This is a genomic window from Paenibacillus sp. Soil766 (assembly GCF_001428105.1).
In the GTDB taxonomy this organism is placed as follows: domain Bacteria; phylum Bacillota; class Bacilli; order Paenibacillales; family NBRC-103111; genus Paenibacillus_E.
Genome location: NZ_LMSJ01000023.1, coordinates 159,042 through 184,936 on the forward strand (window position 1 = coordinate 159,042; position 25,895 = coordinate 184,936).

Below are 25,895 nucleotides of genomic sequence, written 5' to 3' on the forward strand. Positions count from 1 at the left end.
TCTTAGCCATACTGCTTACCTATCATAATGCATCTACCCAGATGCGGTCAAATCTCCCATGATTTCAAAGTACTTCTCTTTGGCACACTAAACTAATAGAATGTTATTCCGATTCGTAGAGGAGGCCCTCATGTCTACTGAGTTACTTACAAGGCCAATACCTGGCACAACAATTTTCGTGCCAGAGCTTGTTTATTTTGAACCAGATGCCCTGAAATATCCCAAAGGTAAGCAAATTTATCAATGGGCTGAGCAAGAAGGCCTTGAGATTCATATGACGACCTCTCATAACCAAATCCGTGATTTACCTGGAGAAACCGAGTTAGATAAATATCGAATTGCCAAGCGAACCTTAGTCGTTGGCCTACGTAAAACATTAAAATTTGAGACATCCAAGCCATCCGCCGAATACGCGATACCTATTGCAACAGGCTGCATGGGACATTGTCATTATTGCTATTTGCAAACTACGATGGGTGCGAAGCCCTACATCCGTGTGTATGTAAACATCGACGATATCCTTGAGGCGGCTACGCGCTATATTGAGGAACGAGAGCCAGAAATCACACGTTTCGAAGCCGCGTGCACATCAGATCCCGTAGGACTTGAGCATATCTCTGGATCGCTCAAACAGTTAATCGAATTTATGGGTGAACAAGAGCATGGCCGTCTGCGATTTGTCACCAAATATCATCACGTAGAGCCATTATTAGATGCCAAACATAACAAGCACACCCGATTTCGCTTTAGTGTGAACGCGGATTATGTGATCAAGAACTTCGAGCCTGGCACATCTCGATTTCACGAGCGCATTGAAGCGGCAGGCAAAGTTGCCAAGGCGGGATATCCGCTTGGTTTCATCATCGCACCTATCATTTGGCATGAAGGTTGGGAGGAAGGTTATGCAACGTTACTCGAAAAGCTCCACAACACTTTGCCTGCCGAAGCCACTCAGGATCTAACCTTCGAAATGATTCAACATCGATTCACGAAAACTGCTAAGAATATAATTGAGAAGCGCTATCCCAAAACGAAGCTGGAAATGGACGAAGAAAAGAGAAAATACAAATGGGGGAAATATGGGAAAGGTAAATATGTATACAAAGATGAACAAGCTATCGCGTTGAGGGAATTTATCACAGAGCAAATTTTCGAGAAGTTCCCTCAAGCGAAGATAGAATATTTTACATGAATCCTTAAAATTTCAAGAAATCTGGTGTAATGGAGTTCAACCAAAGGGTGATCTGCGTCATTTTACCTGTATATAGAAGAATGGCGATGACGATCATCAACCCTCCGCCAATTTTCATAAGTAGGTTGGAATAGCGTAGAATCCATTTGGTTGAACCGATAAAAAAGGAAAGGATAAAAAATGGAATCGCGAATCCAAGCGAGTATGACGTAGTTAGTTGAAACCATGTTCCTGGTTCAGTTGCAGCTAAAGCAAGGATCGCTGATAGAATAGGCCCAACACATGGTGACCATCCCGCTGCAAACCCCATCCCAACAAAGATTGAGCCAACATAACCGGCTGGGCGGAATTTAATCGACAGTTTGCGTTCTTTCATTAGCCATTGAGGTTGAAATATACCGAGTAAAAATAGGCCCATTACAAATATTAATAGTGCAGCAATTTGACGAAGCAAGTCGCGATAATCAATAAAGAAGCTGCCGACAAAACCCGCCGTTAGCCCCAAGGCGTAGAAAATAATGGAGAAGCCCACGATAAAGCTTAATGTGTGAAGCATCGTTTGACGCCTTACTTGTACGGTTGTTCTCCCTGACTTAAGTTCACTGACCGAAATACCTGTTATGTAGGATAAGAACGAAGGATATAGAGGCAAACAACAAGGTGAAATGAAAGATGCGATCCCCGCCCAAAGGGCGATCCATATGTTAACTGAATCCATGATTTATATCCTCAATCCTCTCTTTAAAATAATCCCAATTAAAATAGCGATGAGGCTCAGTACAATCGTCCCTCCTGGTGCCAGATCCCAAATCCCAGCTACGACAAGCCCCACGATGACTGCAATTTCCGAGAATAAAATCGCTAAGAAAACGGAATGTTTGAAACTGCGAGCAATTAACAGACTGCATGCGACTGGAATGGTTAACAACGAGGAAACCAATAAGGCTCCTACAATTTTGATAGCAACTGAAATGACTAGTGCCGTCAGCATCGTAATCATCATATTATAAAATTTCAAAGGAAGTCCACTTACACTCGCTGCATCCTCGTCAAAAAACATCAAGAAAAATTCTTTGAAATGAAAAGCGATCACACCAATAACTAGTACACATACCACTAACACCACCCATAAATCAGTGGAATCTAATGTATAAATGCTGCCGAACAGATAGCTCATTACATTCATATTAAACCCTTTGCCTAGGGTAAAAAGTAACGTTGCCAACGCAACTCCGCCTGACATGATAATAGCTATAGAAAGCTCAGCGTAGGTTTTATACGCCTTGCGCAATCGCTCTATCGCGAATGAAGCCAGTAAGGCAAATACAAGTCCTACGCCTAGTGGGTACACATTGATTAAGAAACCGAGCGCTACGCCGGCGATCGAAACATGTGCTAACGTGTCCCCTATCATGGATAGACGTCTTAGAACAAGAAAAACGCCCATTAATGGCGCAGTAAGCCCGATCAGTAATCCACCTATTAATGCACGTTGAAAAAAGTACTCTGTAAATATGTCCAAAACGCCCGCTCCTTACTGAACTCCGATCATCTCTCGAATCTGGCCGAGTGAATGTGTTAGATTCGTCTCACGGCAATCCTCGGGATCATGGGTATGCTTCACATAAAACTTGATACCACCGCTTACTTGCTTCGGCTCTGTTCCCAGATATGACTGAATCATGTCCATATCATGGGAAACCATAATGAAGGTCATATGATGATGCTGATGCATATGCTTGATCATTCGGAAGAAACCAATCTGCGTTTCGGCATCAATACCAACCGTAGGCTCATCTAGAATGAGCAACTCCGGGTTATTCACAATCGCTCGAGCTAAGAAAGCTCGCTGCTGTTGACCTCCCGAGAGCTGGCCAATACGCCGATCGGCTAGATCTTCGATGCGCATCGCCAGCATCGCGTCCTCAGCTTTTTGCAAATCAGCTTTGGAAAGTCGGCGATATACGTTCTTCTTGGTATACATGCCAGAAAGCACAACTTCCCTAACTGTCGCAGGGAATAGAGGGTTGAAGGCATTCTTCTGTGGCACATACCCGATACGTTCCCAGTCCTTGAATTGATTCAATGGACGATCAAATAATCGGATTTCACCATTAGTTGGTTTCAATAAACCAACTAACATTTTTAGAAGTGTCGTTTTACCAGCGCCATTGGAACCTATCACTCCAACAAAATCGCGCTCAAACACATCATATTGGAGATTGTTAATCACTGACTTATTTTCATATGAAAATGAAATCTGATCGATTGAAACGATTTTCTGATGGCATAACATTTTATTACTAGTTTCCATCTGATTACCCCTGACTAACTAAGAATGGTCCTACTTTCTTTATTGTAACGCGAGGACTAGGTTTTTCAAGTTTTTATCCATAATCGAAATATAATCTTCGCCAGCTTCAATCTGCTCTTCCGTAAGCCCCTCTAGTGGATTTAATACTAGAGTGTCTACCTTGGCATCTTTGGCTAACGTCTTTGCGAGCTTATCAGAGACTAGTTCCTCAAAGAAAATATATTTGAGCTGATGGTCTCTAATAAAGGCATTTATTTGTTTGAGATCTTGCGCTGTTGGCTCTGCATCCGGTGATAAGCCCATGATGGACATTTGAGTCAATCCGTAGTCTCTACATAGATATGCAAAAGCATGATGAGATACAGCAATTTCTTTTTTTGTAGTTTTAGCTAGTTCCTGTTTATATCTGGCGTCTAACTCCGTTAATTTAGCATTGTATTTCTGATAGTTTTGTTCATACGCATCCTTATGAGCTGGATCCGCTTCAATTAATGCCGCTTTAATATTATAAGCCATTTTTTGTGCATTTAACGGACTTAACCAGGCATGTGGGTCAAATTCTTTTTTATTTTCATCCGTTGTGATCAAATTGGCTCCTTGACTCGCTTCTACGACACGTACTGTCGACTTACTTGATAGACTTCCAAGAAAATCTTCAACCCAACCTTCAAAACCTGCCCCCTGATAGACGAAAACTTGGGCTCCCGACATATTTTTGATATCCCTGCTTTTGGGAGACCAGTCATGTGGCTCCACACCTGCCGGGACAAGATTAATCACATTGACATAATCGCCGCCAATTTGTTTCGTGAAATCATATAAAGGATAAAAGCTAGTTACGACATTTACTTTCCCCTCGACCAATCCCGCTTTCGAACTTCCACATCCCGCAATGCAGCAAGCAGCTATCATCAATAAAGCTATGTAGATAAATCGCTTCGCATGTCTTGTCATTTGAATAAACACCCACTCTAAATCGTAATTTTTTTTATTAACGTTTTGATTATACGAGGTGGGTTTATTGAAGTCAATATATCTGGAGAGGAAAGTCAAAAAAGCCAGCTGCATCGTTCACAGCATGGCCATTTCTATTTCAACTATGTTTTTTACGCCAAAATTCCAAACACTTATTCCTCATCTGAAGATTCAGAATCACCTGAATTACTGGTGTCACCAGAATCCCCAGCGTTCTCACCAGAACCTGAATCTTCTGATCCCTCTTGTCCAATCTTAGCCTCTTTGGCTTTCTGTTTTTCCTCGCTGCTACCTTTTGTGGGTTTGTCTGATTCTTCTTTTAATTTTTTATAACGCTCTTCCGATTCTTTAATAAGTTTGGCATCTTGTTCTTTTTGATATTCAACCACTTCATTGAACATCTGATACTGTTTTTTCAGTTCTTGATCAATGACACTTTCTTGGCTCTTTGCTTCAGCTTCTTTTTTAGCCTCTTCCTTCTTCTTCTCGCCTCCACCGAACAACGAACAAGCTGTCAAAGTGATGATTAATATCGCTATAGTTATCCCTTTTCCTATACGCCCAATAAGCATCTCATTCACTCCGTGGTTAGTTTCCTATAGCTTGCCCTATGTTATCAAAAATACCCTCAACATAGTCACAAAACGCAAAAGACCCCCTTCCAGAAAATCTGGAAAGGGTCTTCGTGTGTAAGGATATTATTTCACAATCGCACCGTTCGGCATCGAATCCGGAACGGTCGCTAACGTGAGCTGATCGCCATGTGAAGCGGCGAGAATCATACCTTGCGACAGCTCGCCGCGCAGCTTGGCGGGCTTCAAGTTCGTGACGCAAATGACTTTGCGTCCAACAAGATCATCGGGCGTGTAGAACTTCGCAATGCCCGAAACAACCTGACGCTGCTCATAGCCGAGGTCGAGCTGCAGCTTGAGAAGCTTGTCGGCGCCTTTCACAGGCTCCGCCGAAATCACTTGTGCCACGCGCAGCTCCACTTTGCCAAAATCGTCGATACCGATTTCTTCTTTGGGCTCCGGCGCTGGTACAGAAGCATTTGCAGCGGATGCTGGCGCTGCTGACTTAGGCTCATCGGCGCTCTCCGAAGCGCCGCCACCCATTGCCTCGACGATGTAGGCGACTTCTGCCGCTACGTCGAGTCTAGGGAACATCGGCTCTCCCTTCTGCACCTTGGTGCCTGTAGGGAGATGCCCAAAGGACTGCACGCTCTCCCAGGCAGTCAAGCGCGGTAAATCTTCAGCTGCTAAGCCCAGCTGCGCCCAAATCAGTTCCGGTGTCTTCGTCAAGAAAGGACGAAGAAGAACAGAAGAAATGCGCTGAGATTCCGCCAGCACGTACATCACCGAGCCTAGCGTATCACGCTTGGCTTCATCCTTCACCATCGACCACGGCTGTGTCTCGTCGATATATTTGTTCGTACGGCTAATCAGCTGCCACACCGCGGAGAGCGCAATGGAGAATTCCATTTTCTCCATCGATTCTTCGTACTTTGTTACTGTCGTACGAACCGTCTCCAACAGACTTTCGTCAAATTCAGTAGCGCCAGGAATGTACGCAGGAATACTTCCAGCAAAATACTTATCGATCATTACAATCGTACGATTCAATAGGTTCCCCAAATCATTAGCTAGATCATGATTTACACGTTCAACAAAACTCTCTGGTGTGAACGTACCATCTGCTCCGAATGGCACTTCGCGCATGAGGTAATAACGAAGAGCATCCAAACCATAACGATCAATAAGTGTAACTGGATCTACAACATTGCCCTTCGACTTGGACATTTTGCCATCCTTCATGAGCAGCCATCCGTGTGCAAACACCTTTTTCGGCAGGGGCAAATCAAGCGCCATTAACATAATCGGCCAATAAATCGTATGGAACCGCACAATTTCCTTACTCATTAGGTGCACATCTGCTGGCCAATAGGTTTTGAAAATCGTCTCATCGTCAGAGCCATAACCAAGGGCTGTAATATAATTGGAAAGCGCATCAATCCAAACATAAATAACATGCTTGGGATCTCCAGGAACTTTAATTCCCCAGTCAAAGGTCGTTCTCGAAACAGCCAAATCCTCTAAACCTGGTTTAATGAAGTTATTCAACATCTCATTTTTACGTGATTCCGGCTGGATGAAATCAGGATTTTCTTCATAATATTGAACTAGTCGATCCGCATACTTACTCATCCGGAAGAAATAGGTTTGCTCCTTCATCTTCTCCACAGGACGTCCACAATCAGGGCATTTCCCATCGACTAACTTACTCTCAAGAAAAAAGGATTCATCCGGAATACAGTACCAACCTTCATACTCTCCTAAATAAATATCTCCTTGATCGAGTAACCGCTGAAAAATTTTAGCAACTGCGTCCTTATGTCGATCCTCCGTCGTACGAATAAAATCATCATACGAAATGTCCAGTTTCGCCCAAAGATCTTTAATCCCAGATACGATATGATCCACAAATGCTTGTGGTGTAGTTCCCTTTTCTTGCGCTTTACGTTCAATTTTCTGTCCATGCTCATCCGTTCCTGTTAAATACCTAACGTTATAGCCCTGCAATCTTTTATAGCGCGCCATAGCATCTCCAGCAACAGTCGAATAGGCATGACCAATATGCAGTTTATCACTTGGATAGTAAATCGGTGTGGTGATGTAAAATGTTTTTGACTGATCGGACATCATTCATTCCTCCAAATATCGGTTAATAGAAAACACAAAAAACCCTCATCCATCTTGGGACGAGAGTTGAACTCACGCGGTACCACCCAGTTTCCCCCGCCTTTCACAAGCTCGGGGCTCAGTAAGTCTATTACGACTTGCCCATTAACGCTGGGACACGAGGCCAGCTTACTCTCTCCAAAATTTGTGTGAAATACTTCTTACACACATATGTTGAGTAGCTCGAAGGCCTATTCTCCGGGACCATATTCCAAACATTCTCCTATACCGGCTTTCACCTGCCCCGGCTCTCTGTTCATAGGCATCTGATTGTACTTATCCGTTCATCGAAGCAAACAATATTTAGCAATCTTAAGCACAATATATCGAAAAGATCAGCCTCATGTCAAGCCGACAGATTCACTATATTAATTTCTTATCTTTGCAGGTACGTGGTCAATCCCGCCAGGGTGAAAAGGATGGCATTTGCTTATCCGTTTCACAGATAACCAGGAACCTTTCATAGGTCCATGAACCTCAATTGCTTCTAACGCATATTGCGAACAAGTTGGATAGAATCGACATGTCGGAGGCTTTAACGGCGATATAAACTTCCTATAAAAATGGATGGGGGCTTGAACAACCCTTTTCATCAGTATTCTCCTAATTCTTCGTAGTAAACTTGTAACCTTAATAACTATCTTGACTGAAAACAGGAATTCCGTCAAATACTTGATATGGTTATGACTATGGCGATCGCTTCCAACTACTTCATAACTGAAAACACTTCAAGAATCTTGAATATAAATGAATGGACACGAAGGTTTTCATCAACGATTGCTGAGTAAGTTTGGAAAGTTTGACTTCTATATATGTCTTCAGATCAAATGGATCACACCACTTATCGATCATTTTCGGCATAGGAAACTTTGATTTCGTTGAATTAGAGCGACTAGCTTTCATTTTCATTTTGTTCAAAGCAAGTAATCTGCTCTCCTCAACCTTAATTGCTAAACAAATTTTATCAATTAGCAGCTTAGCACTTCTATAATTAATATCAAGAATCTCTGATAATCCGTACGCAGTAACTTCTACACCGATTATAAACAGCAGTTGGATAGATTTGAACCAAGTTAACAAAGAAAGTTTAGACTTATGCATAATTGTGCCCGCGGTAATCGAAATCTGCATTCTACACTCTTTACACTCCAACAATTTACGGGTGCGAATTTGAAAAGCTTCATGGTAATCACACCGAGGACAATGAAAACCATTAGACCAACGCAAGTTCATAAGAAAATCCTCACAAGCCTCTTCTGTTTCACAAGATGACGCTTCACTTGCAATTGCTATAATGTTCATATCTCCTCACCCCCCCCGATAAGAACTGATGTTCTATGTGTCTATTATATCAAACAAGTGTTCGTATGTAAATGTTTTTCTTATAATATTTTCCAATTACACCACCTTTTATCTGGATCCATACTCGCAATAAATCAAAATCTGTGATATGTACAAGTAAAAACTAGGGATTAGTAGTTAAAGTAATATAGAATTATAGAAATTAAGAAATTAAGAATTTAGGAATTTAGGAATTTAGGAATTTAGGAATTTAGGAAATATAGAAATATAGAATTAAATAATTTTTTAAAAATAACTAAATAACTCGACTGGATATATAACTGAAATAACTAAAAAGCGGACTAAATATTCTTTACAATAAGGATTTAAACTTTATTTAATCCCTTAAAATTATATTGGAATAATCCGCCCAGCGACTTGTAGATAGCACAGAATGAAGATTATGGCGCGATACATCCCCCCCGATGGTAGTGCTAATATGTTGGGTTACACCGAGTGTAGATATAACAGATTCCATAGAAAAATTGAGTTTAACTCCGTTTGGGTTCAAGAGTCGGGGTTCAGGGTTGGCGTTCGTGGTTCGTGGTTCGTGGTTCGGGGTTAGGCGTTAGGCGTTAGGCGTTCGGGGCGCGTTGAGTTGTAAGTCCGAATGGGTGCAGTGTGTACGTTGCAATGATGTTGGATTCCTCGCGGAGCGTCAGTTTAATTTTGGGTTCTGTTTGTGCTTAAGATCAGATTAAGGTTGCGTTTCATGGTGACATTTATCATCTTTGGGTTATAATGTTGTTGGTACTGAAGTGATCGTTGATGGAGTATTCGAGTTGAGAATTGAGTTTTGTCAAGATTTTGGGGACGGAAAATATATTGAACAAATCCCATATCCACTTGAATCTGCACGTCCGCAAAGGATGGATTCGCATCAGACTCGTATTCAACTTTTTGCTAACTAAGGTCTGGACTGGTTGGAGATGACCGTACTTTTGCCAGTCAAGCCGAGGTAACAGGTACCAGGTGTTCCCTTTTTCGTTATCAACCCTAGATATGCGTTAACGAGTGCTCAACCAGTAATTACATTCCTACAAGCGTTAGAGCAAATTGGTATGGAGGGCACGGACGAAGCATGATCTAAGATTCAATATTGCCCGGCATCTCCATGTGGAGAGTCGGGTTTTTATAAGCTGATAAATAGGAGTTTACGAATGACTACTTTACTCAAGGCACTTAAACAGCTGCCTACTCGCGCAATGATTGTGATACTTCCTTTTGTATTGATGTGTATGGTTGAATTTTTGGAGAGGGGTACTTACAAGGAATTGCAACATTGGATGACAACGTATCCTTTAGCCATGGTGCTTGCTTATTTCGTTGTCGGCACTTTGTACTTATTGCTGATCGCTATTACTGGTCGTTCTAGGCTATCGTTTTGGCTCCTCTGCGCTATCCTGTTGCCGCTTGGGGCGATTAGTGGCAGTAAATTAAAAGCGATTGGCTCACCTTACTATCCGTGGGATCTTTATTTTAATAACCAGCTTATGGAGTACAAGAGGTTTTTGAGCGAATATTTAACTAATCGTATTGTTGCCTATACTTTGCTGTTTATTGTTATCGTGGCTTGTCTGTTTCATCTCATTTTGCGTAACCGCAAAATGAAGTTTCACTGGATTGAACGCTCTGTTTACGGTGTAATTGCGATTGTTATGGCGATTTGTCTGTATGCAGATAAACCCCTTTCATTTTCAAAACTATATGGCGTGTACACGGTTCCTTGGGATCAAACGATTACCTATGATGAAAATGGTTATTTGTACTCTACTGTGCAAATGCTTAATTTTTTAAATGTGGCAAAACCAGCTGGTTATAGTAAGAAAGCAATTACGACTCTATTGGACCAAATCCCAGATAAACCAGCCACAAATGATAAGAAACCAAATATCATCGTCTTGCTAGGGGAGTCTTTTTTCGATCCAACGACGATGAAGAACGTCACTTTTAGCCGGGATCCGATCCCGCATTTGCATGAGTTGCAGAAAAAGTTCACTAGCGGCAAAATGCTATCTCCTCAATTTGGGGGAAGCACTGCAAATGTTGAATTTGAGGTGTTGTCGGGGAACTCGATGCGTTTTTTCGGAAAATCACCTGATAAGATAATTCCTTATATCGAATATATGAATCATGGTGTCGACTCCTTAGCGAGCATTACGACAAGACAAGGATACACGGCAACAGCGATTAATCCATTTTTCAGTTATTTCTTTGATAGCAGAAAAGTGTATAAGCATTTTGGTTTTTCCAGATTCATCTCTAGTGAATATTTCCCAAATGATTTCTCGGGTCCCAATTATGCGGATCATGCCGTTGTGAACAAGATTATTGAGGAAACCGAAAAAAGTACTGGGCCTGACTTCATTTTTGCTAACACGATGGAAAATCACCACCCTTACCCTCCCAATAAGTTCAGTAAGAATACGATTCAGGTTACAGGGGATATTTCAGCAGAGTCGAAAAGTATTTTAGAAACTTATGCACAAGGTATAACAGCGACGGATCAAGCCCTGCAATCTCTAGTTGAATATTACTCGAAAAAGTCAGAACCGACGATTATTTTGTTTTTCGGTGACCATTTCCCTTTCTTTGAGGAAGATTATAAGGTATATCGCGATACCAAATATGTGTTGCCCGATGACCCCGATCTGTATACGAAGACACATTACACGCCTTTTGTAATTTGGAATAATTTCGTGCCTGGGGATCAAGAGAGATTGAATTTATCTTCAAGTCCTTCTTTTTTGGGGCCGATGCTACTGCATTTGGCAGGTGTAAAGGGAAGTTATTATACAGATTACTTATATGAGCTATCAAAAAAAATACCTGTCATTCCTCCTCAAGACATGTGGTCGACATTTAACATTCAGAAGAGTGATCTCGTTGGTTATGAGAAGCTGCAGTATGATAATCTTTTCGGTGGTCGATACGGCTATGAAGCTAAGGGCTTCAAAGATACGATTGTCCAACCCACGTATACCTTAGGATACGGTGATCCTATCATTTCAAAGGTCACGGTAGCAGACAAAAAAATTAAAGTATCGGGTTCACCATTTTTCTCCTCCTGTAATGTGTATATTGATGGGCAGGAAGTTAAATCTAACTGGGATGGAAAAGATACGCTTTATGTTGATATCTCATCTAATCCTGAAATTGAACTAGGTAAGCCGCAACAAGTTGAAGTACGTGTATATGATGATAAAAAGATGAAAATCGGTCAATCTAATCTTTATCCATTGCCATCGTCATGACAAAAGCCCTCTATGAATAGGATGAAGCATATCCTACTCATAGGGGGCTTTCGTGTGGTGAGAAGCATTCCACCAGCTCATGTTCATTTCTTCACAACGGTAACTTCAGAAGACCTAGGTCACCATCATCTATTGCGACTATACACTTTCAATGTGAACGGAACTTCTTATGACCAGCATGTGCATCAATATCAAGGTATTTCAGGAATTAAATATGGCCATTATCACACTTTTTACGGTGTTACTGGGCCGCCAATTGCTATAGCGAACGGAGCCCATATTCATATGCTCCAAGGTATTATGGACCCTAATCTGTATAACACCGGAAGACGAGGCGCGCTAGTTAAGTCCGCTCAAAAGGAGGGAATTATAGTACAGCTCCATCAGCATGCTTATCAAGGTTATTCGTCAATCGGTTTTGGGTATGAGCCTTGGTAGATTAGATCGTTTGAATACGAATCGCCCACTCGAAGGTAAAGGTCGAACCTGGCTCTAAGCTCTGTGCTCCAGAGATCTCCGCCGCATAGGATTCATTGAATACGTTCATGATGCTTGTGTACGGTTCAAGTGAAACTGCGTTTGCCCATGGCGCTGTAAATAGAACATGAATCGGGAATTTGTCTCCCATTTCAAAGATAAGTTTGGTGTTGCGAGCTTTGTACTCTATTTCACATTTTTGTGGGCCTGGCGCGATGCTAAGCATCTGTGAACCGCCAGGATATCCTGGCAACGAAGAGACCTTTGCGCCGCTCTGTAGGGCCGCTGCGAGCGCTGTCGGCACAGGGTCCGCTGCCGCAAATCCACCCGCGGTCAGCGGCCATTCTGCCGCCGCGGGAATGGTTACCCGCACGCGGTCGGCTTCGCCCTCCGCAAACGCGAAGTACGGGTGAAAGCCAAGCGAAAGCGGCATGGTATTGCCGCCTCGGTTGGCGATTTCACCGCTGAGCGACAGCGTACCGTCCTGCAGACGGTACGTGAAGCGGAAGCATGCGGCGTGTGGGAAATACGCCAGCATGTCCGGTGTCTCCGCGATGTCGAATTCCGCGGAGACATAAGCCCCGCCAGCTGCGTCCGCGCCGCTGGCGACAACCTTCCACGGCCGCTCGCGCAGCTGGCCGTGGGCGTGATCTGGCTCCCGATTCGCCGGGAGCCGGTAGTCGCGGCCGCCGAAGGTGAAGGCCGCATTTTTTACGCGCCCCGGCGGGAACAGAATGGGCACGCCGTAGCGCGAGGAATTGATGCGAAGCTCCGACAAGTCGTCGGGCTTCGCGATATAACTGTGGTTCCGCACATCGAAGCGGAACAGGTGCAGACCGACGGCCGGAATAATTTCGGCCACGGCTTCATTGTGGTGGTCGACGAGCTTGAGCGTCGACTCCCCTTCCCATTCACTATGTATGACTTCATACTGGCTCAAAGATGAATCCCCCTTAATGATTATTGTGATTTTGATTATTTATGACTTGTCTTGTTAGATTAAAACGATTTCGTGTTTGATAATAGTTATAAATCATTATGATGCCCAGTACAAGAATAAAGGTTGTAATGAAGCTCCCCTCTGCGCCAAAATCCCCGCCAGAAATTACGATTGCCCCTTTCGTTTCTGTCGTGATGAGTGACGACATTGGAATCCCTGAAACATCAAAGCCAAATACACACCCTTGCATAAAATTCCACGCAAAATGAAGTCCAACAGGCATCCATAGACTACCTGAGTACTCACGGCACAACCCCATCAGAAGTCCAGCCAATACAATATTGATAAAGGGAAACGGTGTAGTCCACATCCCTGGATTAAAGCTATGCAGTAAGGCGAAAACAAGCGTCGACACCCCTAATGCTATTTTCGGCCCAAAGCGATTTTTAACAAGACCTTGTAAATATCCGCGAGCAAATAGTTCTTCGTTAATCGCTACTCCGATAAAGAGAAGAAAGCTCCCTCCTATCGCATATCCCTTCGATAAACTCCAATCCATCTGAACAAAATGAATACCCCCAAATAACCATATCCCTAAACTACTAGTGGTTATTAACACGACACCCCATAGAAAACCTTCTCCAAACCAACGGCCAAACCGCACAGTTTGCAGCCCTAATTTCCATCCCTTTTGCCGCTCAAATAAATAAAAACCCAAACAAACACCACTTATGAAACCTACAATCTGGGCCCATAATGACGCTTTAATAAAAAAGGGATTACTAGTAACAGCCTCCATACTTACGATGAGATCCGGGGTTAACCTCACGGCAAGGATAGCGGCAGCAATAGATAAAATTACCGTGATGACGATGATGAAAATAAGGGTCAACAGCACTTTACCCACAATCTGAAGGATTGGAAATGATCTTCTTTGCTTCACTTCGATAACGGTTCACTCCTTTCGTATACCAAGAATTCGAGAAGCAACCCCCAAATCCTCCCATTTAATTAGAAAGGAAACTCTTGTGCAAACGAATACGTCATGCCACAATAAGACTATCTATTGACCAGATTGAGGGGGAAAACATGCTTTTTGTCCTATTTGCACTATGGTTCATCGCATCAGGACTACTTATTGTAGATCCCGGTTCACGTACCATGCGCTGGATGAGCGCAGTCGCTTTTACAGGCGGTTCTGGAGCCTTGGCGGCTGTCATATCAGCGGATATCATCCCATATTTTCAATTAACATCACCAAATCCATCCTTAACTTCAATCTTATTTCGTGTGATGAGTATCTGCTCCTTGCTTTCCTATTATGGCTTACCTTACTCTTTCGCCATGCTGTCCTTAGCCTATAATTCCACTTGGCAGAAGCCTCTCCTACGTACATGGCTACCGCTTATACTGTTAGTACCGCCATTTGCTAGTCTGATCCTATTGCCAGGGTATACCGAAGAAATGCCCATTGACTTCCGCGTCGTCGCGACCTGGGCCTTCCCATATATCATAATCGGTTCCTTACTGATAGCATTCAAAAAGGAACATCTCCCGGCCATGAAGCGAACTCATTTGTTCACTTGCCTTGCCCTTCTTCCACCGATACTTTGTGTTGGCGTGCTCAATTATGTTATGCCCAGCTTCGGTTTCTATCGATTATGGATTTATCATGTATGGATTTTGGCCTTCGTCGTGCCTTTCTTTGTATTCACGTTTTTCAAATACGGGTTTCTAGGTATCCGGCTGCTCATCGAGCGCCGCAAGCTGGACTCCACCCTCCGTGCCATTACGTCCGGAACAGCTATTCTTAATCATGCTATCAAAAATGATGTAGGTAAAATGCGCTTATTCCTTGAGAAGATGAACCAACACGCAGCAGACACAGGGCAAACAGAGCTTATCCAGGACATTCATGTGGTGATGAACGCCTCTAGGCATATCCAGGATATGATTAGCCGTGTACATGAACAAACTCAAGAATTGCCGCTGCGCACTTCACAGGTTGACGTTCGTCAGATGTTGCAAGAAGTGATAGAACCCCTTGAAGTCTATTTGAGTAACATCCAAGTACATGTAGAACTGCCAGATCACTTAGAACTTCGATTGGATCCGATTCAAGTCTCAGAAACATTAACGAACATTATGATGAATGCCATCGAGGCGATGAGCAGCGGCGGGGAACTTGCTATTAAGGCATTTTCAAGCAAAAAGAATATAGTACTTGAGATTAAAGATACAGGTATGGGCATGGAGAAATCCGTCCTCAAGCAAGCTGTAGAACCTTTTTATACAACAAAAAGTGGTAACCGAAATAACTTTGGTCTCGGCCTTGCTTATTGCTATAGTGTCATGAAAAAGCACGGTGGTAGTTTGGAAATTAGCAGTGAACCCGGTAAAGGTACCCGTGTATATTTAACATTTCCGGGACAGCGTTAGACTTGCAGAAGAGAGGAAGTAGTGGAATGGATTCAATACGAATACTCATCGTGGAAGATGATCTGGACTGGCTACGCGGTCTGACAGCTTATTTAAATCGTCAAGGAGATATGACTGTCGTGGAGAGCCGATCTACAGCAGCAGAAGCACAAGCGTTGTTTGATCAAGCCACACCTTCTGCTGATGTCGTGCTTATGGATATTATGATTCAGAATGAACCCGCGGGCATAGGTCTTGCCGAGCAAGCCTTCTTATCTTGGGGGGCCAAAGTCATCATGTTAACCTCGATGGAGGAAAAGGATTTTATTTTCCGTTCCTTTCAAGCAGGGGCAATTGATTATCAGATTAAGTCACGTTTCGAGGAACTCCCTGGCATTATTCGGGCGGCACATGCGCGCCAGTCCGCTATTAATGCGGCTGTTTCTGAACAGATGCGCGAGGAATTTCGCAGATTGAAGCGGTTGGAACAACAATTCAAGATCAAAGAAGTACGGGATCTCATCACTCCAACGGAGCTTCAAGTTCTGGATATGATCGATCAAGGTCATACCCAGACCGAAATTGCAAACCGTTTCTTCATTTCATTACGAACAGTGAAAATTCATGTTGGGCATATTTTGAAAAAGCTCGGAAGCCCAAGCAGCAAGGATGCTGCTCAGCAATTAAGAAATTTAGGTTTTTTTGAGCGAGGTTCTTCAGAAAAGGATAATGAAATCAAGAAAGAGAAATCCGACTAGTGGATATCTCGCTTCTTGAATCTTCCGCCTTTGACATCGTGGATATTGCCAACAGCAAGAAATGCTTTAGGGTCAAGTCCATCCACGATGGACTTTAACTTGGCTTCTTCCAGCCGTGTAATCACGCAAAAGATGACTTTCTTGTTATCCCCAGAGAATCCACCTTCACCTTCTAAGTATGTGACACCGCGTCCTAAGCGATCCATAATAGCTTCGCCAATCTGTCTAAAGTTGTCACTAATAATCCACACAGACTTCGACTCATCGAAACCTTCAATGGTGACATCAATCATTTTATAAGCAATAAAATATGCGATTAATGAGTACATGGCACGGTCCCATGTATAGACAAACCCTGCACTTCCAAGAATGAATAAGTTGAAAAACATCACGATTTCGCCGACCGAGAAAGGAATTTTTTTGGAAACGAGAATGGCAACGATTTCTGTACCATCCAGCGATCCCCCGAAACGAATAACCATCCCTACGCCTATGCCAAGAATGATCCCGCCGAATACCGCGGCTAACAACGGATCGTTTGTAAGTTCCTTCACAGGATGAAGCAGGGCCGTACCTGTCGACATGATAAGAATAGCGAAAAGCGTAGATAAGGCAAAGGTTTTACCAATCAGTTTATAACCGATGAATAGGAAAGGAATATTTAATAAGAACAAGAACACACCGATCGGCCCTTGCGTCAAATAAGATAAAATAATCGAAATTCCCGTAATGCCCCCATCAATAATTCGATTAGGCACTAAAAATATTTCTAACCCAACAGACATTAAAACGGCACCAATGAATAAGAACAATCCACGACGAAAAAATGCACTTTTTGTCATTTTTCGGTGTTGTAGCTGCATGACTGCTTCTCTTTTTAGTTGCATTTGTTCTTTTGCCATACGCGAGTCCCCCTAACTTATCTCCTCTTTATAAGTATTCTTGATATAGCCACGATTTTCCTGCAATCTATCTTTTTTTTCATAGAGATACCATCGAATAATGTCGAAATGCATGGTATAATATCAGGTGTTCAAAGGACTTTTAACTTATATTTGTACAGGAGAATCTATGAAAAAATACGCTGAACGATTGTTATTGGTATTTCGGCCACGACTGCCACTTTTACTGCTTGCACTAGTCCCTGTTCTGATCATGGAAATATTGAGCCGGGGGAACTACATTGAAATGATGTCTTGGAGCTTCAAGCATATTCTAGAGCTTCTTTTCAACGAATGGATCGTAGTAAGCCTACTATTGATATTCGTTGCCATCATTGGGCGAACTCGAATCGCCTATTGGGTGATTGCCGGTTTCCTCATTATCTTAGCCCTTATTAGCGGCGTAAAGCTCAAAATACTAGGCGTACCTTTGACGCCATGGGATTTAGTAGTAGCAGGCGAAGCCTCGGATATGGTGAAGTATTTATCCAACATTTTGACTTTTAATGTCTTATCTGTCATTCTCCTGTTTCTTGTTGGCAGTTACTTCATCCTCTACCGTACAACCATGTTTATTAAAAAAGTAGGCTTAAAAGAACGTGGAATTCTTGCTGGAATTGGTTTAGTTATGTTCTTAGCTGTCTATACGGATCTGCCGCTGCCTGTTCAGAAGTGGTTTGGTATCGAAGCGGCTGTTTGGAATCAAGTGCAGAACACCAAAACAAATGGGTATGCGCTAGCCACAGTTTTGAATACCAAAGCCATGTTCTCTGATCATCGGGAAGGTTATGATGATAAAGCCGTTGATGCAATCGTGAATGCATCCCCGACGTCACCGGTTAAAGCGGGTGATTCAAACACAAAACCAATTAAACCAAATGTTATTGTTATTTTAAGTGAAGCTTTCTGGGATCCAACCATTATCCCTGGCGCCAAGTTCGACAAAGATCCAATTCCTTTCTTCCATAAACTGCAGAGGTCCGGAACGAGTGGAACGATGCTTTCACCTCAATACGGCGGTGGAACAGCCAATGTGGAATTCGAAGTTCTTACAGGTAACTCCATGCGGTTCCTACCACAAGGCTCCATTGCCTATAATCAATATATTTCAAATGAAGTCGATTCCTTAGCGAGTATCTATGCACGTCAAGGCTACACTTCGACTGCCATTAGTCCTTTTTATAATTGGTACTTTAATAGTAATAAAATCTATCAAGACTTCGGCTTTTCCAAATATATTCCTATTGAGTATTTCAAACCTACTTACTCCGGTCCTTATATCGCGGATAGCGAAGTTGCTGCTAACATTATTCACGCAACTGAGCAAAGCGAAGGCGCTGATTTCGTGTTCGCGAACACGATGGAAAATCATTTTCATTTCTACCCTGGCAAATTCCCGAAAAACACCTTTAACGTAACAGGTAACTTCTCCGCTTCTTCGGTGGGAATGCTTGAAACGCTTGCCCAAGGGATAAACGGATCTGATAATATGTTGAAGGAATTAGTCGAATACTACGAGAAAAAAGGCGAGCCTACGATTATTGCATTCTGGGGCGATCATCTGCCAGCGCTGGGTGATGATTATGCAACATATATTGACACGAAGTATATTAGCGGCAAAGCTGATCCTGATTTCTTGAAAAAAATGTACAGCGTCCCGTTAGTCGTGTGGAATAATTTCGACACTGAGCGGAAAGACAATTTGAATATTAGCCCTTCCTTCTTAGGACCTTATCTAATCGAACTGTCGAGGCAACAAGGCAATTATTATACAAATTTCTTAACGGAATTGGCTAAAAAGTATCCAGTCATCCCGCCTAAAGATCATTTTGATGAAATGAATATTAAGGAAGATGATTTGAAAAATTACGAAACGTTGCAATATGATATTCTTTTCGGAGATCGACACGCTTACAAGAACTATTTAACACCGATTATCGATCCTAAATATATGCTCGGTTTCGGTCCGATTAGCTTAGATAAGGTTGAAGCCGATTCTCAAGATCTATCAGGTCGCTCGAATTTAACACTCACGGTAAGCGGTAATCATCTTCCACCTCTGGGTTACGTTACTTTGAACGGTAAAGCCATACCGACGACTTGGAAAGACGAACATACGGTTACAGCGCTAGTGGATGGTCCATTACTTAAAACAGGCCTTTGGGACATCCAAGTACAAGTCAAAGATTCCAAAGAAACGATTGTAGGCAAATCAAACTCCATTTCCATTGATATTGGCGGTCGTTAAAAAGCATATTGCCAGCCCCTAATTCTCACTCTGAGGATTAGGGGTTTTTATTTTCACATCCTGTATAAACAAGAAAAGCTCACCCCTGGATGGGATGAGCTCTCCTCGCTAACTCTATATAACTTAAAGATTAATGATTTTACCAGTCGCTTCGGATTCGAATGCTGCAAGAATTACTTTCAATGCTTGGTAACCCTCTTCACCTGAAATGCGAGGCGGTTTGTTATCAAGAATACTCGTAACGAACTCGTCAACAACACCGCTAGATGTTTGTTTCTCGTTCGTAGCCACTTGACCTACTTTGTAACGCTCAACTGTTCCGTTACGAAGCTCAACGATGACTTGATCGTTAGGATCTGTATCAATTTTGATAACACCATTCTCACACCACAGAACTGTGGAGTTGTCTTGGCCTTTGTAGTAAGTCCAGCTCGCTACTAGGGAACCCGTAGCTCCACTTTTCATACGAAGCAAACAAGTAGCATTATCATCGACGTCTGTACCCTCTTTGTGAAGTGTACCCACGAACGCCGCTACCTGAGCAACTTCATCATCAAGCAACCAACGAATAAGGTCCGACTTGTGTACGCCGAGATCGCCCATTGCGCCCATAATTGCTTCTTCCTTACGGAAGAACCAGCTCTCACGACCATCAATGCTCCAGCCTTCAGGACCTGGGTGACCGAAGGATGTACGGAAAGTAAGAACCTTCCCAAGCTTACCTGTTTCCAAAATTTCTTTCGCCTTCACATGCGGAGGCATTAAGCGTTGGTTGTGACCAACCATTAAGAATACACCATTTTTCTTGGCAGCTTCGATCATCGCTTCGGATTCAGCGGCTGTTGTAGCCATCGGCTTCTCAACTAATACATGCGCACCAGCGTTAGCCGCGGCAATAGAGATTTCAGCGTGAAGGTAGTTCGGTGTACACACGCTAACTGCGTCAACTTTCTCAGCTTTCAACATGTCAACGTAGTTGCTATAAACTTTACCGCCATGTAATCCAGCGTAGTGCTCTGCTCTTTCAATGATCGGATCTACGAATGCAACTAGCTCAACATTTGAATTTGATGCGTATTCTGGAATATGTCTATGCTTGGAAATGGAACCACAGCCAATGACGGCTACTTTAATTTTGCTCATATGATAAATGCTCCTTCGAATGATATGAATGAATTAGTTATGAACGTTCAGATAATGTTCTTTAACCCAGTTAAAGCTGTTTTCAATACTAGTTAAAGGTGCTTTCTGGCAATGATCTTGCTCTACTACTAACCACTGGACACCAGCTTGCTCAGCAGCAACAATAACTTTATCCAGAGGAACATCGCCTAAGCCAAGCTCCAAAGTAATTAACTTACCTTCAGCATCCTTGGAGAAATCCTTAAAATGAACCAAAGGAAGACGTCCTGCATATTTGGCAATGTACGCCAACGGGTCTTGACCTGCATATTGTACCCAACATACGTCCATTTCGACTTTAATTGCATCGTTATTCGCATACATTGCGTCAAAAACGAACTCATCTTCCACTTTGTAGTGGAATTCAAAATCATGGTTATGATATAGGAATTGCAAGCCTTGTTTTTGCGTCTCGACCGCAAGTGCCTGGCACTCCGCAATTAGAGCTTTCCATTGGTCAACGGACTCGCGCTCTTCAGCACCAACATAAGGACAAATAGCATATGTAGCACCGATTGTTTTCAAGTAATCAATCTCACCTTGGAAATTATCGCGGAATCTTTGCAAGCTAATGTGGCTTCCGAAAGCTTTCAATCCAAGCTCATCGAGCAAACCTTTGAGTTTATCTGCAGGCATATCATAATAACCAGCAAACTCAACACCTTCATATCCTAACTTCGCAACATGGCGAAGTGTACCTTCCATATCACGTGCCATATCATCTCTCAATGTGTACAATTGAAGTCCAATTCCTAAACGTCCCATTTGTTCTCCTCTTTTCTCATAGTGAAATCGATAATAGTAACCTTGGCCTTAGTATAAGCGAGATTGGCCTATTATGACCATTCACGATATAATTAAAACATCTCTTATTTGGCTACGAAAGGCGAAACTTCATGAAAGCTGAACTATTAACTTGTGGGTATTCTTTTCATATGGATCCGTTTTATAACAGTAATAAATCGGGACTACTTTATTATCTTTTTCGACTACAGACAGAAGGCAGTTGTGAAGCCCTTGTTGATGGACGTATGATCCCGATAGAAGCAGGTCACCTGCTATTGTTTAAGCCCGGCGATCCTTACGAACTGCGAATCGAGCAGGCGAAGACTCAGCCTGATCAGAAAATCGCCAGCGGCGACTACTATTTATTTTGCAAAGGTGACTGGATTGATGCTTGGTGGAAACGTAACAATAGACCCACTTGTATGCGCATTGACCTCGATCCCAGAATGATTTCACTCTGGCGACAATTAAGTCTGGAGAAACGCAGAATGGAAGAGGAGAATCCCGAGCTAAGCGGCTATTTGCTCCAAGCTCTGTGCCTTTACCTTGAACGTGCGGCAACAGAAACGGTGCAAGGTCGCCCTTTCACAGGCACACGCATGAAACGATTTATAGAGGCACATGCTACAGCCGCATTCAAAATTGAAGATGTCGCAGACCATGTAGGACTTAGTACCTCCCGCGCTGTTCATTTGTTCAAAGAATATTTCGGTAAAACAATGATCCAATATGCAACAGAAGTGCGCCTCTCCAGTGCGGTCGAGCGTATGCATGATAGCTCCATGTCTTTAGAACAAATCGCTCTTAGCTGTGGTTTCGGCTCTTACCCTTATTTTCATCGTGCCTTTAAACAACGTTTCAATACATCACCGAAAGCTTATCGACAAAACATGCAGCATACCTAACCCTATTCATATGATAAATTCACACAATATTCAATATTCCTAACCATTCTATGAAACAATATCGGCCGCTAAATCGTATTATCTATATACGAAAATACATAGCAATCTCTTATTTGTCTTAAAATTGTAAAACTATTTTAAGGTTCTATTAATAATAATCCGATATGCTAGTACTATATCCAATTCTTAGGATGGTGGAAATCATGAAAATGTTTATAACGATTCATAACAAACCTGTACCCGTATACTCCGATGAGAAAAATAAAAAGAAGTTCAATTTACTGAAATCAGCGCTTGAAGCCAAGGTCACCAAAGGTAGAGCAACACTCAAGAAATGTCTGGATTCAATCATTAGCATTGAGATTGTCGGGTGCGAAGCGATTCTACATTCGTTGAATGAACGAGATTCGCTGGCACTTTCACTTTACTAAAAAAAGCCTGAAATCCACTGATGGATTTCAGGCTTTTTTTGCTATATGTACTTCTGCTGGGCGATGTTAAGATGATGCTGAGCATGGCCTGCGATCACGTAAGCTATGGCCCGAGCAGATATTGCGAACGTATTCGCAGTACCAAAGCGCGTCCACGCCGTTTCAGTAATGGAAGGTAAGAGAGCCAATGTAGCCTGTCGCACCGCTTGGAAATCTTTCACCAAATCCGTTAAGGCTACTTCGTCGAATGATGCATTCGCAATGAAAATATCTTGATCAAAGCCAGGTAAATCCGTTGTATCTCCGCGAGCTATACGAAGTAGTCTGTAGCTCATAATTCGCTCTGTATCCGTAATATGAGCCAGTACTTCCTTCAGACTCCACTTCCCTGGGGCATAGCGGGATAAAGCCTGATCCTCCGTTATTTGTGAAAATAGGGATACGAGTGCTTTTTCTTGACTGTTCAAAATGGATACATAGTCACCTTCGGGCACCAACCCGATATAATCCGTATAGTAGGATGAATATTCGTCATGACTTGGTCGTTGCAGCATGTTAGAATTGTCTCCCTTCACTTATATGATGGTTTGAATCCATCTATCATATCGCAATTTTCCCGAAAAATGAATCTTATAGTTACACACCTTCTACACACCGTTTACCTTCATCACATTCACCTAAGTCAATCATACGTTAAAAACCCCCATTTTCCCAAAAAAGGGAAATGAGGGTTACTCTACTATCTTTTATCTACTGCTGCCTAGCGTTCAGCAGCCAGATTGTGCTCTGGAAGTCCCCGTGCAACCCTTTGACAGGTAGCCCGGCGTATAACAAATGATCTCCAGGGAACAGCCCTTCCGCCCCTTCGATTTGATAATCGAAGTTAGGATTGAGTCCTTTTAAGCGCAAAGTTTTCAATGGAGCATAAGGTTCTGCAAGTACCCGGATGAACACGACCATCGCTTGTGTCTTGTCCTCGGAGACAATCATCCATGCCGTATCATTCCCCTCGAATGGACTCAACAGGCGATACATATCACCAAATTGAACCAATGGTCGAAGTTGTTTGTAGTCGGCAACTTGACGTTTGACGAGTTCCTTCTCTTCTTTACTAAACTTCGTTAGATCAAGCTCATAACCGAAGTTACCTGACATGGCCACATGACCGCGCGTTTCTAAAGACGTAATGCGATGAACTTGATGATTAGGTACGGCAGATACATGCGATCCCATAGAGCTAACAGGATACACGATGCTCGTGCCATATTGGATTTTCAAACGGCATACAGCATCCGTGTTATCGCTCGTCCAAGTTTGCGGCATGTAATACAGAATACCTGGATCGAATCGACCACCACCGCCGGAGCAGCTTTCAAACAGGATATGCGGGTATTCGGTAGTAATGGCTTCCATTACGCGATACAAGCCAAGCATGTAACGATGTGCCGTCTCTCTTTGGCGTTCAGGCGGCAACGCTGCGGAACCAATTTCGGTCATGTTCCGGTTCATATCCCATTTGACATACGTGATTGGCGCACTGCTTAAAATGTTACGCAGCATGGACATTACACCATCACAAACCTCTTCGCGTGAAAAATCAAGAATCAGCTGTCCACGACCTTCCGTACGACGACGATCCGGTACATGCAAGCACCAATCTGGATGCTTCCGGTACAAATCACTATCTGGCGAGACCATTTCAGGCTCAAACCATAAACCGAATTCCAATCCAAGCTTGTTTACTCGCTCTACCAAATCCTCAAGCCCATTAGGAAGTTTCGCCTTATCAACTACCCAGTCCCCAAGAGAAGTCGTATCGTCATTTCTTTTGCCAAACCATCCATCATCAAGGACGAAAAGCTCAATGCCTAACTCTTTCCCAGCACGCGCAATGCTCTCAATTTTATCCGCGTTAAAATCAAAATACGTTGCTTCCCAGTTGTTTACTAGGACAGGTCGCACACGATCACGGAATTCACCACGACAAAGTCGCGTACGATATAAGCGGTGGTAGGTTCTAGACATTTCGCCAATCCCCATATTGGAATACACCATAACAGCCTCTGGCGTTTGGAAGCTTTGACCAGGTTCTAGCAACCAGCTGAAATCAAAGGGATTAATCCCAATGGAAACACGTGCTGTTGCAAAAGGATCCACTTCCGCATGTGCTGCAAAATTACCACTATACACAAGGTTAAAGCCATACACGTCACCGTAATCTTCATTAGCATCCTTAGCTAGTAATGCAATGAAAGGATTATGTTGATGACTGCTTGCGCCGCGACGACTTTCGACCGTCAATTTGCCTGGTGCCAATGCTCTTCGTTCAATATGACGCTCACGCGCCCAACTGCCGGAGAGCTGTAATAGATCCCAGTCCGCATGGGAATAATCCACGCTCATACTTAACGCCCGCAACAGCTTGAGATCTGCTGTACCCTCGTTAACGAATTGTACAGAACGTGTAATTGCATCATGATCAGCAAAAATCGTATAGGAAAGAATTACTCGCAAACCAGCAACTTTGTCAACAAGTTCAATTTTTAACGTTTCAGCCTCACGGTCTTCCTCAACATATGTAGAGGGTAACCCTTCCAAAGTTGGCTTGCCTTGCACGATTTGATACTTGTCATAGACAAGCTCTGTAATTGTAGACCCGTTAGAAAGCGCTACTTGATACGCCGGCTCACGGAAATCGCTTGTCCCATAAGCAGGATATTCCTGTGGAAGTGTATCAAAAGAGATCGTTTTATTTTCTTTAACTGGATTCGGGCTAAAAGAAGCTCGTTCCTTATATTGAATCACCGTACCGAGTTGACCAGAACGTATAGATCGGCCCCAGTACACATGGGCTGGATAGGAACCATTAATAAGCTGAATCACATAACTCATATGTTTATTTTGCAAATGGAATATACCTTGTACAGGTTCAAAAGAAATTGTCATTATAAATCCCTCCTATCTTCTATTATCGTGTCCTAAAAGAAACAAAACT

The 25,895-nt window shown here is 42.9% G+C and carries 23 protein-coding genes; 8 read left to right on the top strand and 15 right to left on the bottom strand.

All coding sequences use genetic code 11. The annotated features are described in order from the left end of the window. The first annotated feature begins 130 nt into the window (after nt 1–130). Nucleotides 131–1,192: a spore photoproduct lyase gene (gene splB, locus ASG89_RS18310; protein WP_057312250.1), complete on the top strand. Its 1,062-nt coding sequence runs from the start codon at nt 131–133 to the stop codon at nt 1,190–1,192. Between the two features lie 4 nt (nt 1,193–1,196). Here splB and ASG89_RS18315 read toward each other — a convergent pair whose 3' ends face one another. The 8 genes from ASG89_RS18315 to ASG89_RS18345 form a co-directional block, all read right to left on the bottom strand. Further along, the gene (locus ASG89_RS18315) at nt 1,197–1,910 is read right to left on the bottom strand and encodes a cytochrome c biogenesis CcdA family protein (protein ID WP_057312252.1); all 714 of its coding nucleotides are present in this window, start codon (nt 1,908–1,910) and stop codon (nt 1,197–1,199) included. 3 nt (nt 1,911–1,913) lie between these two features. Further along, a complete protein-coding gene (locus ASG89_RS18320) occupies nt 1,914–2,714 on the bottom strand; it encodes a metal ABC transporter permease (RefSeq protein WP_057312253.1) in 801 nt (266 codons plus the stop codon). A 12-nt stretch (nt 2,715–2,726) separates the two neighbouring features. Then, nucleotides 2,727–3,506 (bottom strand): metal ABC transporter ATP-binding protein, encoded by a 780-nt coding sequence (locus ASG89_RS18325; protein ID WP_057312254.1) that lies wholly within the window; start codon nt 3,504–3,506, stop codon nt 2,727–2,729. Nucleotides 3,507–3,545: 39 nt separating this feature from the next. Then, nucleotides 3,546–4,574, bottom strand: a complete 1,029-nt coding sequence (locus tag ASG89_RS18330; RefSeq protein ID WP_321166518.1) for a metal ABC transporter substrate-binding protein — start codon at nt 4,572–4,574, stop codon at nt 3,546–3,548. A 59-nt stretch (nt 4,575–4,633) separates the two neighbouring features. After that, entirely contained in the window at nt 4,634–5,053 is a 420-nt protein-coding gene (locus ASG89_RS18335; protein ID WP_057312258.1) for a hypothetical protein, read from the bottom strand. 126 nt (nt 5,054–5,179) lie between these two features. Next, nucleotides 5,180–7,180 carry a methionine--tRNA ligase gene (gene metG / locus ASG89_RS18340; protein WP_057312260.1) on the bottom strand — a complete coding sequence of 667 codons (2,001 nt, stop codon included), beginning with the start codon at nt 7,178–7,180 and terminating at the stop codon, nt 5,180–5,182. 407 nt (nt 7,181–7,587) lie between these two features. Further along, complete coding sequence (gene yidD, locus ASG89_RS35685; RefSeq protein WP_082593386.1) at nt 7,588–7,812, bottom strand: membrane protein insertion efficiency factor YidD; 225 nt, start codon at nt 7,810–7,812, stop codon at nt 7,588–7,590. Between the two features lie 118 nt (nt 7,813–7,930). After that, on the bottom strand, nt 7,931–8,521 hold the full coding sequence (locus ASG89_RS18345) for a transposase (RefSeq protein WP_057312262.1): 591 nt from the start codon (nt 8,519–8,521) through the stop codon (nt 7,931–7,933). Nucleotides 8,522–9,720: 1,199 nt separating this feature from the next. Between ASG89_RS18345 and ASG89_RS18350 the strand changes: the two genes are divergently transcribed. Beyond that, nucleotides 9,721–11,814, top strand: coding sequence for an LTA synthase family protein (locus tag ASG89_RS18350; protein WP_057312264.1), 2,094 nt, complete (start codon nt 9,721–9,723; stop codon nt 11,812–11,814). 54 nt (nt 11,815–11,868) lie between these two features. After that, the gene (locus ASG89_RS18355) at nt 11,869–12,252 is read left to right on the top strand and encodes a YmaF family protein (protein ID WP_057312266.1); all 384 of its coding nucleotides are present in this window, start codon (nt 11,869–11,871) and stop codon (nt 12,250–12,252) included. Nucleotide 12,253: 1 nt separating this feature from the next. Here ASG89_RS18355 and ASG89_RS18360 read toward each other — a convergent pair whose 3' ends face one another. Both ASG89_RS18360 and ASG89_RS18365 read right to left on the bottom strand, forming a co-directional pair. Continuing rightward, a complete protein-coding gene (locus tag ASG89_RS18360) occupies nt 12,254–13,231 on the bottom strand; it encodes an aldose 1-epimerase (protein WP_057312267.1) in 978 nt (325 codons plus the stop codon). Between the two features lie 13 nt (nt 13,232–13,244). Next, the gene (locus ASG89_RS18365; RefSeq protein WP_057312270.1) at nt 13,245–14,174 is read right to left on the bottom strand and encodes a CPBP family intramembrane glutamic endopeptidase; all 930 of its coding nucleotides are present in this window, start codon (nt 14,172–14,174) and stop codon (nt 13,245–13,247) included. A gap of 146 nt (nt 14,175–14,320) precedes the next feature. Between ASG89_RS18365 and ASG89_RS18370 the strand changes: the two genes are divergently transcribed. Together ASG89_RS18370 and ASG89_RS18375 are read left to right on the top strand one after the other, a co-directional pair. Then, the gene (locus ASG89_RS18370; RefSeq protein ID WP_057312272.1) at nt 14,321–15,670 is read left to right on the top strand and encodes a sensor histidine kinase; all 1,350 of its coding nucleotides are present in this window, start codon (nt 14,321–14,323) and stop codon (nt 15,668–15,670) included. A gap of 26 nt (nt 15,671–15,696) precedes the next feature. Further along, nucleotides 15,697–16,407: a response regulator transcription factor gene (locus tag ASG89_RS18375; RefSeq protein ID WP_057312274.1), complete on the top strand. Its 711-nt coding sequence runs from the start codon at nt 15,697–15,699 to the stop codon at nt 16,405–16,407. Here ASG89_RS18375 and ASG89_RS18380 read toward each other — a convergent pair. Then, the gene (locus ASG89_RS18380) at nt 16,404–17,270 is read right to left on the bottom strand and encodes a YitT family protein (RefSeq protein ID WP_235549830.1); all 867 of its coding nucleotides are present in this window, start codon (nt 17,268–17,270) and stop codon (nt 16,404–16,406) included. The two genes, ASG89_RS18375 and ASG89_RS18380, sit on opposite strands and share 4 nt — an antisense overlap. Nucleotides 17,271–17,478: 208 nt before the next feature. Between ASG89_RS18380 and ASG89_RS18385 the strand changes: the two genes are divergently transcribed. Beyond that, entirely contained in the window at nt 17,479–19,596 is a 2,118-nt protein-coding gene (locus ASG89_RS18385) for an LTA synthase family protein (RefSeq protein WP_057312275.1), read from the top strand. 123 nt (nt 19,597–19,719) lie between these two features. Here the strand turns inward: ASG89_RS18385 and ASG89_RS18390 are convergent, their stop codons facing one another. Next, nucleotides 19,720–20,739: a Gfo/Idh/MocA family protein gene (locus ASG89_RS18390; protein WP_057312277.1), complete on the bottom strand. Its 1,020-nt coding sequence runs from the start codon at nt 20,737–20,739 to the stop codon at nt 19,720–19,722. 33 nt (nt 20,740–20,772) lie between these two features. Further along, nucleotides 20,773–21,543, bottom strand: coding sequence for a sugar phosphate isomerase/epimerase family protein (locus tag ASG89_RS18395; RefSeq protein ID WP_057312280.1), 771 nt, complete (start codon nt 21,541–21,543; stop codon nt 20,773–20,775). Nucleotides 21,544–21,674: 131 nt separating this feature from the next. On the opposite strand from ASG89_RS18395, the gene ASG89_RS18400 reads away from it, so the two are divergent. Together ASG89_RS18400 and ASG89_RS18405 are read left to right on the top strand one after the other, a co-directional pair. Beyond that, on the top strand, nt 21,675–22,469 hold the full coding sequence (locus ASG89_RS18400; protein ID WP_057312282.1) for an AraC family transcriptional regulator: 795 nt from the start codon (nt 21,675–21,677) through the stop codon (nt 22,467–22,469). Between the two features lie 203 nt (nt 22,470–22,672). After that, complete coding sequence (locus tag ASG89_RS18405; protein WP_028554145.1) at nt 22,673–22,900, top strand: hypothetical protein; 228 nt, start codon at nt 22,673–22,675, stop codon at nt 22,898–22,900. A 41-nt stretch (nt 22,901–22,941) separates the two neighbouring features. Here the strand turns inward: ASG89_RS18405 and ASG89_RS18410 are convergent, their stop codons facing one another. Continuing rightward, entirely contained in the window at nt 22,942–23,454 is a 513-nt protein-coding gene (locus ASG89_RS18410) for a DinB family protein (protein WP_057312284.1), read from the bottom strand. A 196-nt stretch (nt 23,455–23,650) separates the two neighbouring features. After that, complete coding sequence (locus tag ASG89_RS18415) at nt 23,651–25,846, bottom strand: alpha-galactosidase (protein ID WP_057312287.1); 2,196 nt, start codon at nt 25,844–25,846, stop codon at nt 23,651–23,653. Between the last annotated feature and the right edge of the window lie 49 nt (nt 25,847–25,895).